Below are 14381 nucleotides of genomic sequence, written 5' to 3'. Positions count from 1 at the left end.
CGCCACGGCGTTCCCTCGGTTCAGAGGTTGTCGACGACCATCTCGATGCAGCGGGTGAGCTGGCGCACGTCGGCGGGCTCGATCGAGACGAACGTCGCCACGCGCAGCTGGTTGCGCCCGAGCTTGCGGTAGGGCTCGGTGTCGACGATGCCGTTGGCGCGCAGGACCTTGGCGACCTCTGCGGCATCCACCGAGTCGTCGAAGTCGATCGTGACGACGACCTGCGAGCGGTCGGCCGGGTCGGCGACGAAGGGCGTCGTGTACGACGTCGCCTCGGCCCATTCGTAGAGCACCGTCGACGACTCGCGCGTGCGGGCGTCGGCCCACTGCAGGCCGCCGTTGCCGATGATCCAGTCCAGCTGGTTGTCGAGCAGGTACAGCGTCGTCAGCGCGGGGGTGTTGAGCGTCTGGTTCAGGCGCGAGTTGTCCAGGGCGTTCTTCAGGCTCAGGAACTCGGGGATGTACCGGCCGGATGCCGCGATGCGCTCGATGCGCTCGATCGCGGCGGGGGAGACGAACGCGAACCACAGGCCGCCGTCGGATCCGAGGTTCTTCTGCGGAGCGAAGTAGTAGACGTCGGCCTGGCTGACCGAGCAGTCGATGCCGCCGGCGGCGCTGGTGGCATCGATCACGGTGAGCGCGCCGGCATCGCCGCGCACGCGCTGCACGGGCGCCATGACGCCGGTGGAGGTCTCGTTGTGTGGCCAGGCGTAGACGTCGACGCCCTCGAGCGGCTCGGCGACGGCCCGGGTGCCGGGCTCGGCCTTGCGCACGTCGGGCGCCTGCAGCCACGGGGTGGTGGCCGCGGCGGCGAACTTGCCGCCGAACTCGCCGAAGACGAGGTTCTGGCTGCGGTTCTCGATGAGGCCGAAGGCGGCGGCATCCCAGAAGGCGGTCGAGCCGCCGTTGCCCATGATGACCTCGTAGCCGTCGGGGAGACGGAACACCTCGCCGAGGTTGGCGCGGACGCTGCCGACGAGGCTCTTCACCGGTGCCTGCCGGTGGGAGGTTCCGAGAAGCGCCAGCCCTGGGCCGACGAGCGCTGCGATCTGGTCGGCGCGCACCTTCGAGGGGCCGCATCCGAAGCGACCGTCGACGGGCAGGATCTCTCGGGGCAGCGTCACGTGGGCCATGTGCCGATTCTAGGGCTGTAGCCAACGGCATCCCGGCCGCACCGGAGCCGTATGACGGCCAGGCGATAGGCTGGAAGGGCTGCCACCGCTCCTGACATCGAGGCTTTGATGACCGATCTGATCGACACGACCGAGATGTACCTCCGCACCATCCTGGAGCTGGAGGAGGAGGACATCATCCCCCTGCGGGCACGTATTTCGGAGCGGCTCGGGCACTCCGGACCCACCGTGTCGCAGACAGTCGGACGCATGGAGCGCGACGGTCTCGTCGTCGTCTCGGAGGACCGGCGGCTGGAGCTGACGGATGCCGGCCGGCAGAAGGCCGTCGACGTCATGCGCAAGCACCGCCTTGCGGAGAGGCTGCTCAGCGACGTCATTGGCCTCGACTGGGCGTACGTGCACGAAGAGGCCTGCCGCTGGGAGCACGTGATGAGCGAGCAGGTGGAGCGGCGCCTCATCGAGCTGCTCGGCCACCCCACCGAGTCGCCGTACGGCAACCCGATCCCCGGTCTCGACCAGCTGGGCGACGTGCCGGCCACGACCTTCGACAAGGGCGTGGTGGGACTCGTTCGACGCCTCAACGCCGTCGACGCGCCCATTCGCGGCACCGTGCGGCGCCTGGCCGAACCGGCGCAGGTCGACCCCGAGCTGCTGATGCAGCTGCGGCTGGCCGGGGTCGTTCCGGGGGGAGTGGGGGACTTCCGGTTCAACGAGGGATACGTGCTCGTGCAGATGGACGGCAACGACGAGGCGCTCGAGCTTCCGGTCGAGGTGGCCTCGCACATCTTCCTCGTCGACGACCGCAGTTGAGCGGCGCGGCGACGCCTCCCCAGCAGGTAGGTTCGTGCACCTGTGCACCAGAGCGTGACATGTTCGTTATCTTGAGGTAGCGTCGGAAGGGTCCAACGGCGAGAAGCACGCCAACGGATACCACGGGGATCGCCTCTGCGGCTCGTCGTCCCCGAGGGAAACCCCGCAAATCTGTGCCCCGACACCGATTGCCGACGAGCCAGCGTCCACCCGGCGCCGAGGCGCCGGAGGGTGATTTGACCGAAAACCTTGATCTGTCTCGTGATGACGCTGAGATCGCTCCCACGGGGGCGACGCGCCGGACGCGCCTCGGTTCCACGCTGACAGCTTCGCGGCTGGTTCGCCGCCGTTCTGCGGCGACGGTGCCCGCCTCGCCGCTCGCCCGTCGCGAGAAGGCGAAGCCCGCTCGCAGCTTTGCGATCGTCGCCATGGTCGTCGGACTCATCGCCACTGTCGCGCTGCCCGCCTACGCCGCGACCACGCGTCCGGTCGACCAGGCCGAAGCGGTGACGCTGCACCAGGCGGCCGCCGACAACGCGCAGTCCCTCGTCGTCGCCTCCGAGGCGACGCCCGAGGCCCTCGATCGCTACAGCTACTCGGCGACGACGCCCGAGGAGATCGAGAAGAAGAAGGCCGAAGAGGCCGCTGCCGAGGCCGCCGCCGCCCGCGCCGCCGCGACCGCGGCTGCCGCCACCACCGCCCGCCGCACCGGATCGGTCGCGTCCGTCGACCTGTCGATGACGGCAGCGGGATCGGGTGAAGTGCGTTGGCCGGTCGCCTCGTTCAACTACCAGAGCTACAACCTCTTCGGCGGATACGCCGGGCACAAGGGATTCGACATGATGACGGGGACCGGCACGCCGATCTTCGCCGCGGCATCCGGTGTCGTCCGCACCTCGACCGACGGCGGCGGCAGCTACGGCGCCGTCGTGATGATCGACTCGGTCGTCGGCGGCCAGAAGGTCAGCACCACCTACGCCCACATGTCCTACGGCACCCGCGTCGTCTCGGCCGGCCAGACCGTGGAGGCCGGACAGCTGATCGGACAGGTCGGCCAGACCGGGTACGCGACGGCCCCGCACCTGCACTTCGAGGTGCAGGTCAACGGCTCGTACATCGACCCCCTGGCGTGGCTGCAGTCCAACGCCGGCTGACGACACGCGCACACCGTTCGAATCCGCGCTCCGGCGCCGGTGGGGTGTGGGTGGGTTAGCCTGATCCCGACGCTGAGAGAAGGCGGAGGGAAGCCGATGGGCGGCACGCGACGCATCCGAACCACGGATGTGCTCGGGCTGTTCGCCCTTCGGCATCATGAGAGCGGATGCTGCGGCTCTGCCGCCGCGCCCCAGGCGCTGTCTGTGAAGACAGCGCCTTTTTTCATGCCCTTTTTCGTGCCCGCCGCCGATCGATCGTCACGTGAGTCGAATATCCGAGAATCCGTCCCGGCCATTCGAGAGGACATCGATTGTGCGCACACTGGTGCTGAACGCCGGCTACGAGCCGCTCGCCGTGGTCTCCTTCAAGCGGGCACTGGTGCTCGTGATGAACGACAAGGCCACCATCGTCGAACGCGTCGAGGGTGACCCGGTCTGGGCCGCGAGCGGGGCGTATGACCGCCCCGCCGTCATCCTGTTGACCCGCTACGTGCGGGTACCGGGGGCCCGCGCGGTGCCGGTGACCCGCCGCGGCGTGCTGCGCCGCGACGCGCACCGCTGCGGATACTGCGGCAAGACCGCGACGACCATCGACCACGTGCTGCCGCGCTCGCGCGGGGGTGCCGACTCGTGGGAGAACCTCGTGGCCGCGTGCGTGCGCTGCAACAACACCAAGGGCGACCGCACTCCGCAGGAGATCGGGTGGGAGTTGCGCCTCGTGCCCCGCGCCCCGCGCGGCGCACAGTGGACCGTGCGCGGCACCGAGCGTGCCGACCCGCGGTGGGAGCCGTACCTGGCGCTGGCCGCGTAGCGGGTGCGGGGTCGCGGGTTCCGGCGGTTGCGGGGCCGGGGTGTTGCGGCATCCGGGGCGTTGCGGCATCCGCCCCACCGAGACACCACGCACTGCGGTGTTTCTCCTCCGAAAAGTGGTTTCTCGTGCGCGGGGCGGCCAGCGAGGCGATGTCGGAACCCGAGCGTATCTTCGATCGTGACGTTGATGATCTAGAACATCCGTTCTAGTCTGTGTTGGTGAGGTCGATCGTGCGGAACCAGGCTGCGGCAGAAGACGTGCAGCGTCTGCGCGCCCAGCTCGAGCGTGTGCAGGGGCGGCGGATGGATGCCCCCGTGCTGCCGGCCGACCCGGCGCTCGCGGGACTGCTCCCGGGGCGCGGCCTGCGGCCGGGGTCGGCGTATTCGCTCGGCTCGTCGCTCACGCTGCTCTCGGCGCTGCTGGCCCCGCCCTCGCAGGCCGGCTCCTGGTGCGGGGTGGTCGGCATGCCGGAGTTCGGCGCCGAGGCGGCCGAGCGCGTGGGGGTCGCCCTCGACAAGCTGGTGCTGATCCCCGAGCCCGGCACCCGGTGGCTGGCGGTCACATCCGCCGTCGCCGAGGTGCTGCCGGTGGTGGCGGTACGCCCGCCCTCGCGTGCGCGGGATGCCGACATCTCGCGGCTGGCCGCCCGCCTGCGCGAGCGCGGCGCGGTGCTGCTGGTGCAGGGCACCTGGCCGCAGACCGAGGCGATGATCGACGTCAGCGACCCGGTGTGGTCGGGGGTCGGCGACGGCTACGGCTACCTCGCCGCCCGGGAGCTGACCGTCACCGTCAGCAGCCGCCGCACCCCGGTGCCGCGCCGCGCGCGCGTGCAGCTGCCGGCGTCGTCGGGGCAGGTTGCCGCGGCATCCACTCCGGTGCCGCGCTCGGCACCGATGCCGCTTCCGATCCGGGCGGCGGGATGAGCACCGCACCCGATGCCCCCGTGCCCCGCACCCTCGTGCTGTGGCTGCCGGACTGGCCCGTCGTCGCCCTCGCCCGTGAGGCGGGGGTGGATGCCGCCGCGCCCGTCGCCGTGCTCGACAAGGGGGCGGTGGTCGCCTGTTCCGCCGCCGCCCGCGCCGAGGGGGTGCGGCGGGGGCAGCGGCGCCGTGACGCGCAGGCGAGGTGCCCGCAGCTGACGATCGCCGACGCCGACCCCACCCGCGACCAGCGGGTGTTCGCCCCGCTCATCGCCCGCATCGAGGAGCTCGCCCCCGGGGTGCAGCTGATGCGGGCGGGGCTGTGTGCGCTGCGCGCCCGGGGGCCGGCTCGCTATTACGGCGGCGAGGAGCGCGCCGCCCACACCCTGCGCGACGCGATGGGCGACACCGATGTCCGCATCGCCATCGCCGACGGCCCCTTCACCGCGGAGCAGGCCGCCCGCCGCACCCTCGCCGAGGCGCCGGTGCGCATCGTGCCAGCGGGGGAGTCCGCCGCCTTCCTCGCGCCCTTGCCCATCACCGTGCTCGACGAGCCCGACGTCGTCGATCTGCTGGGGCGCCTGGGTGTGCAGAGCCTCGGGCAGTTCGCGGCCCTCCCCGCCGAGCGCGTCGGCGAGCGGCTGGGGGAGCGCGGCATCCGCCTGCACTCCCTCGCCGCGGGGCGCGACTCCCGTCCCGTGCTGCCGCGCACTCCGCCGCCGGATCTCGACCGCGAGGTGGCGTTCGAGCCGCCGCTCGAGATCGCCGACCAGGTCGCCTTCGCCATGCGCGTCGCCGCCGAGGAGTTCATCGGCGCGCTCGGCGCCCTCGACCTCGTGTGCACCGAGCTGCGGGTGCAGATCACCGGCGACCGGGCCGAGAACAGCGAGCGGGTGTGGCTGCATCCCGGCGCGTTCACCGCCGCTGAGGTGGTCGACCGGGTGCGCTGGCAGTTGGGCGAGGCGGGGCTGCGCAGCGCCGTCACGCGGGTGCGCATCGCTCCCGAGACGGTGGATGCCGCCGCCCACCACGTGCGCTCCCTCTTCGGCGGCGGCCCCGACGAGCGCGTGCACCATGCCCTGTCGCGGGTGCAGGCGATGCTCGGGCATCGCGGGGTGGTGACCCCGGTCGTCGGCGGGGGGCGGTGGCTGAGCGAGCGGCAGGTGCTCGTGCCGTGGGGCGACCGCCCCGTGGTGCCGCGGCCTCGCGAGCGGCCGTGGCCCGGGAGCCTGCCCGACCCGCTGCCGTCGACGGTGTTCGACCCGCCGCGGCCGGTGACGGTGGTCGACGCCGACGGCGACGCGGTGGCCGTCGGCGACCGTGACGCGCTGACGGCGCCGCCGGCGGTGCTGGTCGAGAGCGGGCGCCGCCGCCGCATCGACGCGTGGGCGGGTCCGTGGCCGGTGCGCGAGCGGGGGTGGGATGCCGCCCGCGCGCGGCGCGCCCACCGGTTCCAGGTGGTGGATGCCGAGCAGTCGGCGTGGCTGCTGGTGTGCGAGGCCGGCGACTGGTCGGCGGAGGGCCGCTATGACTGACCCCCGCCCGAAGACGACGGACCCCCGCTGATGGGCTTCAACAACCCCTCGGTGTCGTGGTCCGAGATGGAGCGGCTGCTCAGCGGCCGCAAGCCCGCCGGGGCCGACGGCGGCGACAGCCCCGCCTGGTCCCGCAAGCGCGGGCCGTACACGCCGCCGCCCATCGCCCGCCCCGACGACGTCGTGCCGTACGCCGAGCTGCACGCCCACAGCTCGTTCTCGTTCCTCGACGGCGCCTCCTCCCCAGAGGAACTCGTCGAAGAGGCCGAGCGCCTGGGCCTGCACGCCCTGGCGGTCACCGACCACGACGGCTTCTACGGCATCGTGCGGTTCGCCGAGGCCGCCGAAGCCCGCAGCGTCAAGACGGTGTTCGGTGCCGAGCTGTCGCTGGGGCTGCCAGGCCCGCAGAACGGCGAGCCCGATCCGCACGGGCGGCACCTGCTCGTGCTCGCCCGCGGCGAGGAGGGCTACCACCGCCTCGCCGCCGCCCTCACCCACGCGCAGCTGGCAGGCGGCGAGAAAGGCCGCCCCGTCTACGACCTGCACGACCTCGCCGCCCGCGCCGACGGCCACTGGGCGGTGCTGACCGGATGCCGCAAGGGCGCCGTCCGCGCCGCGCTCGCCGCCGAGGGACCCGCCGGCGCCGCCCGCGAACTCGACCTGCTGGTCGACGTCTTCGGCCCCGATGCCGTCAACGTCGAGCTGATCGACCACGGCGCCCCGACGGATTCCCGCGACAACGACGTGCTGGCATCCCTCGCCGCCGATCGCGGACTCCCGGTGCTGGCCAGCAACAACGTGCACTACGCCGCCCCCGAGCGGGCGGACCTCGCCGCCGCCGTCGCGGCCGTGCGCGCCAACCGCAGCCTCGACGAGCTCGACGGATGGCTCCCCGCAGGTGCCGGCGCGCACCTGCGCTCGGGCCGCGAGATGGCGCAGCGCTTCGCCCGGTACCCCGGCGCCATCGCCCGCACCGTCGCGCTGGCCGACGAGCTGGCCTTTCCGCTGCGGCGCGCCAAGCCCGCGCTGCCGAAGCTCCCCGTCCCCGAGGGGCACACCACCATGACGTGGCTGCGGCACCTGGTGTGGGAAGCCGTGCCCCGCAAATACCCCGACGCGACCGACGCCGACCGGGCGCGCATCGAGAAGGAGCTCGGGGTCATCGAGCAGAAGGACTTTCCCGGGTACTTCCTCATTGTCCACGGCATCGTGCAAGAGGCGCGCCGCCGCGGCATCCTGTGCCAGGGGAGGGGCTCTGCCGCCAACAGCGCGGTCTGCTACCTGCTGGACATCACGGCGGTGGATTCCATCGCCTACGACCTGCCGTTCGAGCGGTTCCTCTCGGCGTTGCGCGATGAAGAGCCCGACATCGACGTCGACTTCGACAGCGATCGCCGCGAGGAGATCATCCAGTGGGTCTACGCGACCTACGGGCGCGAGCGGGCGGCGCAGGTGGCCAACGTCATCCAGTACCGGCCGAAGAACGCCGTGCGCGACATGGCGAAGGCGCTCGGGCACTCGCCGGGGCAGCAGGATGCCTGGTCGAAGCAGGTGGAGCACTGGGGGCCGCTGCCCGAAGCCGATGCCGCCGCCGAGATGCACGACATCCCCGACCGGGTGCTGCAGTATGCGACCGAGCTGCTGAAGGCCCCGCGCCATCTCGGCATCCACTCGGGCGGCATGGTGCTGACCGACCGGCCCGTGGGCGAAGTGGTGCCGATCGAGCACGCGCGCATGGAGAACCGCACGGTCATCCAGTGGGACAAGGACGACGCGGCGTGGATGGGGCTGGTGAAGTTCGACCTGCTGGGGCTCGGCATCCTCGCCGCCCTGCAGTACAGCTTCGACCTCATCGCGGATGCCACGGGGGAGCGGTGGGAGCTGTCTACCCTGCCCAAAGAGGAGCAGGGCGTCTACGACATGCTGTGCCGGGCCGATTCGATCGGGGTGTTCCAGGTGGAATCGCGCGCGCAGATGGGCCTCTTGCCCCGCCTGCAGCCGCGCAGGTTCTACGACCTCGTGATCGAGATCGCGCTGATCCGGCCCGGTCCCATCCAGGGCGGGGCGGTGCACCCGTATGTGCGGCGCAAGCTCGGGCACGAGCCCGTGACCTACCCGCACCCCAAGCTGAAGCCGGTGCTGGAGCGGACCCTCGGTATTCCTGTGTTCCAGGAGCAGCTCATGCAGATGGGCATGGCCGTGGGCGGGCTGAGCGGGGCGGATGCCGATGTCCTCCGCCGCGCGATGGGCTCCAAGCGCGGCATCGAGCGGATCGATTCGCTGAAGAAGAAGCTGTACGCCGGCATGGCCGAGAACGGCATCACCGGGGACCTCGCCGACGACATTTACGCCAAGATCCAGGCGTTCGCGAACTTCGGGTTCGCCGAGAGCCATTCCCTGTCGTTCGCGCTGCTGGTGTACGCCAGCTCGTGGCTGAAGCTGCACTACCCGGCGGCGTTCCTCGCCGGACTGCTGCGCGCGCAGCCGATGGGCTTCTACTCGCCGGCGACCCTCACCGCCGATGCCCGCCGCCACGGCGTCGAGGTCCTCCGCCCCGACCTCCACCTGTCGGGGGTGGAGGCCGTGTTGGAGCCGGTGGGGGAGGCGGGGATCGCGGCGGGGTCGCCGTCGTCGCCGACACAGGTGGAATCACCGGAACAGGACGTTTCCGGGCGCAACCGTCCTGCCTTCGGTAGTCCGCCTGTCTTCGGGAGGGGGCCGACGGGGCGGGATGCCTGCACCGACCGCAAGCAACCCCCCGTCCCCGAGTTCAACCCCACCGCCCCCGACGAGTCCGCCGCCCACCGCCGCGACGGCGCCTTCGCCGTCCGCCTCGGCCTCGCGGCCGTCAAAGGCATTGGCCAGCCGCTCGCCCAGCGCATCGTGGCCGAGCGCGAGGCGTCGGGGGAGTATCGCGACCTGCGCGACCTGGTGCGGCGCACCGGCGCGACCGCCGCGCAGCTCGAGGCGCTCGCCACCGCCGGCGTGTTCGGATGCTTCGGGCTCAGTCGCCGCGAGGCGATCTGGCTCGCCGGGTCGGCGGCGCAGGACCGGGCCGAGTTCCTCCCCGGCACCCTGGTGTCGGTGCAGCCGCCGCTGTTCTCCGACCCCACCAGCTACGAGGTGCTCGCCGCGGATCTGTGGGCCACCGGCATTTCGACCGACGACCACCCGCTGGCCCACTACCGGGCGAAGCTCGATGCCCGCGGGGTGCTCACCTCGGGCGAGCTGCGCACGCACGAGACCGGCCGCCGGGTGGAGGTGGCGGGCCTGGTGACGCACCGTCAGCGGCCGGCGACGGCATCCGGGGTGACGTTCCTCAACCTCGAGGACGAGCACGGCCTGGTGAACGTGGTCTGCTCGGTGGGGGTGTGGAATCGCTATCGCCGGGTGCTACGCGATTCACCCGCGCTCATCGCGCGCGGGCTGCTGGAGCGCTCGCCGGAGGGCGTGACGAACCTGGTGGCGGATGCCTTCGAAGATCTGCGGGTGGGGGTGACGCACCGGTCGCGGGACTTCCGGTGAACGGCATATTCAGGCTCGGGTGCGTGCTACACCTGAGCGACGCGCGTTGCGGGCTCGTAGTCGAACGCGCTCACCCGGAGTTCCGTCCGTGCTCGCGCCAACGTCATCTCCATCTTTGTGCGACGCTCTGCACCAGACTCCCCCGACAGGCGGGGTGCCTGACGAGGTTGCTTCCAAGGGCGGACCACCCCAGAGAGGAGCGCTGCGTCAAGCTCCTGCGAGTTACCGATCCAGTAAGACTCGATCCTGAGTGGAACAAACTGTGCCTTCCTGACACGAGATTTTCCACTATTGCTCGGCGCTGAGGGCTTTCCCTTTCTCGCATTCTGCCATGCACGGAATTCACCATCTGTGTCGGGGATCGCTCTCCCACTCAGAACAAGAAACCCCAGACCCTGTTCGTCGACACAGGCACGAACTGCTTCCTCATCGTTGAGGATCACTCTGCCCGAGGATGGCTGCCCGGTGGTCTTCGAGTACGTCTCGGTGTGCGCCTTCAGGTCCCAGACGTAGTTCAGTGAAAAGTCGAAAACCGTCTGTCCATACTTCACTCGCGGAGCGGACGTGGCAGGGGGAAGTTTGGCGAGGACCTGCCTTGCGTATCCCTCGAAGAAGAAACCCTGCCACTCTGAGTCGTTAGCGCCCCGAAGTCGCTCTTTCGTCATCCATTCAACACAACTACGCCCGTCCCAAATGCCCGCCGGCAGGCCGTCCTTCAGAGCTGCTGCCAAGAGAGAACCCTCTGACTCGGGCGTTTGAAAGGAGTGAGCCAGATCAGTGCCGAGAACGCCGAAGTGCTCTTCGGCGCCTGCGAGCAGCGCGTTGAGGCCCTCGAGGCGAATTGTCTCGCCGGTCGAAATAGCGCCGTCCCCCCACGGAACGTTGAACGCTGCTGCGAGCTTCGCTCCCAGACCCGTCTTGGTGAGCCGGCGCGTATCAACTCCTGGCAGAACGCTCGCCGCTAGATTGACGAGGACTCGTTTGTGTTCTTTGCTGCCCGGTCCCAGCCACTCCGGCCCACTATTCGTTAGTGCCGAGATCCGGTTTACGGCCTCGATCTTCGTGCGCGCCGGCCGGAACGCTGCCCAGCGATCTCCTGTGAGCCCGAAGGTGGTTGTGTCGGTGCTCCTGCTCAACGCACCGCTGCGGAACGATGCAGTTGCGGCGCGGAGGATGGCGTTTACTCCGTCGATTGTCAGAGTGTTACGCGATACGTATGCGGGTCTGTCCCACTGCACTCCCAACGCCTCTGCGAGAGATTCTCCGAGAACGGCGTTCGTTCGAACCGCGGCAACATCGATGCCCAATGCGTCTCGGAGCGCCAGGAGCGCTCGCTTCTCCCCCCTCGTGGCTTCTACCCTCGCGCCCGTGATCGCGCCGATTCGCGACGCTGCCTCAGCAACCGTCTGGGCGGGGATGAAGGTGTCTGAGCGGTTGTCTTCGATCAATGGCTTCCAAATTCGTCGAGGTCGAACTCGCCTGTGAACATGTCCGAGGCGAAGGTGCGCGAGAAATCGAATTTCAGATTGGGCAAGACATGATGGTCTATCTCGGTGACGAGGTCGCGTGGGCGCCGGACATTCTCATTAAGCCGTCCTGCGTTCAGCTTTGTGACCATGTCAACTGTATCCGAGGCGTCAAGTCGAGAAACCAGCTCCTCGTTCGGGACCAAGTCAGGGGGGATCGGAAGTGAACGAAGGTTGCGCAGCGAAAGGGTGATGCCGCCTTCCAATGTCCGCCACCACCAATAGGGCAGTGAGCTGTTGAGTAGAAGATACGCGAGTTCTTCGTCCTGTTGGTTTCGAAAGTAGAGACTGTGCTTAGATGTGCGGTCGAGGTCGCGGCGAGATGCGGAGACGTAGTAGCGAGGAGTCGCGGCGACGCTGAGTCTGAACGGCGTCGGAGTTCGCGAGACTATATCGGCAAGGGTCCTCTCCGCAGTAGCGAGATGTTCCCAGACGCCTTCGGTCCCGCGCATAAGCTTCGCCCACTCGCCAGCAGGGCCGATACGAAGAGGCAGCAAGTCTTTTCTTGCGCTCTGCCATAGCCGAGAACGTGAGGCAGAAGCCCATCGAAGAATAGGGGTGATGCGCCAGTCACGGTCACCAGGCGCAGAGACTGTAATCGCGGCCCTCACGAAGTTGGTCTTCGACGTGTTGGTAGACCCGTATTTGTAGCCGCGGAACACGGTGTCTGGCACATTGTCGAAAACAAGCACCTCCCCGCCACTCTTCTCGCTTAGCAGGGCGCGCAGCTCGGAATACTTGATTCCGGTGAGGTGAGCGGCTGGCGTGATCGAGATGAAGCCCGTCGAGGAAGTGATGGCGCGCTCGAGGAAGTAGGCGTAGAGGTCACGCGCATCCGCAGTTCTGAACCGTTCGTCCCGGCTTGTGCCCGCGTAGGGGGGATTCAAGATCGCGAAGTCGTGTGGCGGCTGGCTTTCGGTGAGGTAATCCTGGGTCCTGGATCGCTGGGCGAGCCGTGCCAGTGTCTCCGTCGAAGCATGTGGCGCGAAACTCGCCGATATGAGCGCGACAGCAGTCTTTAGGGCCGTGCCGTCGAGGTCCACGAGGGTCAGGCTTTCCATCACGAAGGTCGCGGAGTCGTCCATCGAGCTCGCGAGATGCCACGCGAGGTTGCCGACGCCGCAACAGGGGTCGATCCAATGTCCGGCTGGAAAACGGCGCGCTTGGTGTGCCATGAACCGGGCGACGTCATCGGGCGTGAAGTACTGCCCTCGTGATCGCCGGCTGCTGTGGTCGCCAATGGCGAGCAGAGCCTCGTAGACGATGCCGATCTCCCCGATCGTCAAACCGACGAGTGGGTTGGACGTATCTCTGGGCGGGGTTCCAAGGTACGCGACCAGCGCGTCTGCGATGTCGGGCCTCATGTCGGCAACGAGTCGAGACACGGCCGCCAGCCACCCAGTCCGCTCGTTTCCGCCGGTTCGGACCGACAGGACGCGGATAGCTTCTGCGATGCGGCGGCTCGATGTTGATGCCCCTCCGGAGAACGCGGAGGCGATTTCATCGTCTTCTCGCGCGCTGACAACAGTGTCCATTCGACTGCTGTCCCCGTCCGATCCGCCCATTACCCGCGGGGTGTGAAGCAAGGTTTGTGGCGATGTCATGCCAGCGACGTCCTCAACGCGAGACGCAACGCTGAGATCCGTCGAGGATCCCGGCGAAGCGGCCACCGAACGAGCGACTTCCGGCCGTAGGAGCGTGTCCGAGAGGGCCCAGCACGTCTCACAACTCCCAAGTCGATCCCTGGGATGGATTGGTCAGCGAAAACGCCGACGTCCGGGTCTGCTAGTGCGAGCGGCTGGCTCGGGAGCGTGGATCCGGCGGACACGACGATCGTTTGAATCGTTGGCGGCTTGCGAAGGTCGTCGATGAGGCCCTGCGGTGCTTCGCGGACGCGGCAGTCCTGCGTTTCTGGGCGTAGGCGCAGCGCGACATGCGGTCTGCAACAGGCCCCGCACCATGGCTCTTCGAGCCTGTATCTGCAGTCCATCATTCTTACATTCTCGCAGGGGGCGCGGACACTGCCGGTGCTCTCGCGGGCGTGCGCCCGCTGTGTTCAGCCTTGGACCACCTCAGCGACCGTCTTAATCGCGCTGGCGGTACTGTCGGCAGGGATTCCTCGCCACCGTTCCACTCTCAGACCCGCTCGCACTTCCGGCGTTCATCATCTCCATCGTCGCGGCTATCGCGGGGGTAGCGGCGCTCGTCTGGAATGTCTGGACTTGGCGGCATTAAGGCGCGCGGGTGACGCTCGAATCGCTCGCGATCCACAAAGCGACCAGACCCAGTGGATCAACGTTGCGATTCGCAACAGAGGCCGCTCTGCTGTGACGGTCATGGAGGTCTTGCTCTATGAGGAAGTCACGCCAACGTCGTGCCGCTCGACAGAAGTGCTGATGGGCCGAGACGAGGGCGACGAGATGATGCCGTATCGATTGGAGCCGCAATCTAGCCTGGAGTTCTACGAACAGTTGGTCGCCGACAGCTCCACCGACGGCAGGTCGGGCTATTGGGTGACGGTCGAACTCGCTAACGGAAGACGCTTGAGAGCGGCTGGATCCAGAACCGTTGATACGCCGAGAGACGACTGGCGTGTGGGCCGGGACCCGGCTAGTCGATCCAGGTCCGGTAACCGAGCGCCATTCGCCGAGAGGAGGCGATCTGTTGCCTGGTCACCACATTCACCTTTGGCTCGAGCGGCGATAGGACACCGGTGACAGCGACAAGAATCCAGTCCGGGTCCGTTGTCGCTCTCCACCACTCCTTCGGAGTCAGGTTAAAGATCAGAGCCGGCCCTTGGATTCCCTTGACCTCCACCTTGAGCAGTCGGTCTTCTCGCTTGAAGAGCAGGTCGTAGCCAACGCCATCCTGTTGGCAGTCCCTCTCCAAGACCCAGCCGTCGGCGGTCAAAGATCGGATGGCGTACTTGATCCCTCGGATCTCAGCTAGGCGGCGGGCAGTCTGATC

The 14381-nt window shown here is 68.6% G+C and carries 10 protein-coding genes; 6 read left to right on the top strand and 4 right to left on the bottom strand.

Annotation, left to right across the window (positions count from 1 at the left end; translation table 11 throughout):
- Window positions 1-20: 20 nt before the first annotated feature.
- Window positions 21-1133, bottom strand: a complete 1113-nt coding sequence (gene serC / locus NQ160_RS09135) for a phosphoserine transaminase (protein WP_257513666.1) — start codon at window positions 1131-1133, stop codon at window positions 21-23.
- Window positions 1134-1241: 108 nt separating this feature from the next.
- Between serC and NQ160_RS09130 the strand changes: the two genes are divergently transcribed.
- The 6 genes from NQ160_RS09130 to NQ160_RS09105 all read left to right on the top strand — a co-directional run bounded on the left by NQ160_RS09130 (window position 1242) and on the right by NQ160_RS09105 (window position 9888).
- Window positions 1242-1943, top strand: coding sequence for a metal-dependent transcriptional regulator (locus NQ160_RS09130; RefSeq protein ID WP_257513667.1), 702 nt, complete (start codon window positions 1242-1244; stop codon window positions 1941-1943).
- Between the two features lie 362 nt (window positions 1944-2305).
- Window positions 2306-3097: a M23 family metallopeptidase gene (locus NQ160_RS09125; RefSeq protein WP_257513668.1), complete on the top strand. Its 792-nt coding sequence runs from the start codon at window positions 2306-2308 to the stop codon at window positions 3095-3097.
- A gap of 313 nt (window positions 3098-3410) precedes the next feature.
- Entirely contained in the window at window positions 3411-3908 is a 498-nt protein-coding gene (locus NQ160_RS09120; protein ID WP_257513670.1) for an HNH endonuclease, read from the top strand.
- Window positions 3909-4126: 218 nt separating this feature from the next.
- Window positions 4127-4831: a hypothetical protein gene (locus NQ160_RS09115; RefSeq protein ID WP_374113620.1), complete on the top strand. Its 705-nt coding sequence runs from the start codon at window positions 4127-4129 to the stop codon at window positions 4829-4831.
- The gene (locus tag NQ160_RS09110; RefSeq protein WP_257513671.1) at window positions 4828-6363 is read left to right on the top strand and encodes a DNA polymerase Y family protein; all 1536 of its coding nucleotides are present in this window, start codon (window positions 4828-4830) and stop codon (window positions 6361-6363) included. The genes NQ160_RS09115 and NQ160_RS09110 overlap by 4 nt, the downstream gene beginning before the upstream one ends.
- Window positions 6364-6393: 30 nt before the next feature.
- Complete coding sequence (locus tag NQ160_RS09105) at window positions 6394-9888, top strand: error-prone DNA polymerase (protein WP_257513672.1); 3495 nt, start codon at window positions 6394-6396, stop codon at window positions 9886-9888.
- A gap of 26 nt (window positions 9889-9914) precedes the next feature.
- Here NQ160_RS09105 and NQ160_RS09100 read toward each other — a convergent pair whose 3' ends face one another.
- The 3 genes from NQ160_RS09100 to NQ160_RS09090 all read right to left on the bottom strand — a co-directional run.
- Entirely contained in the window at window positions 9915-11336 is a 1422-nt protein-coding gene (locus NQ160_RS09100) for a hypothetical protein (RefSeq protein WP_257513673.1), read from the bottom strand.
- Window positions 11333-12949, bottom strand: a complete 1617-nt coding sequence (locus NQ160_RS09095; RefSeq protein WP_257513674.1) for an N-6 DNA methylase — start codon at window positions 12947-12949, stop codon at window positions 11333-11335. Before NQ160_RS09095 ends, NQ160_RS09100 begins: the two co-directional genes overlap by 4 nt.
- A gap of 1075 nt (window positions 12950-14024) precedes the next feature.
- Window positions 14025-14381, bottom strand: a 357-nt coding sequence (locus tag NQ160_RS09090) for a DUF3883 domain-containing protein (protein ID WP_257514908.1), incomplete at its 5' end; no start/stop codon positions are given.

Source organism: Microbacterium sp. zg.Y909 (assembly GCF_024626565.1).
This window is presented reverse-complemented; position numbering and strand designations above follow the sequence as displayed.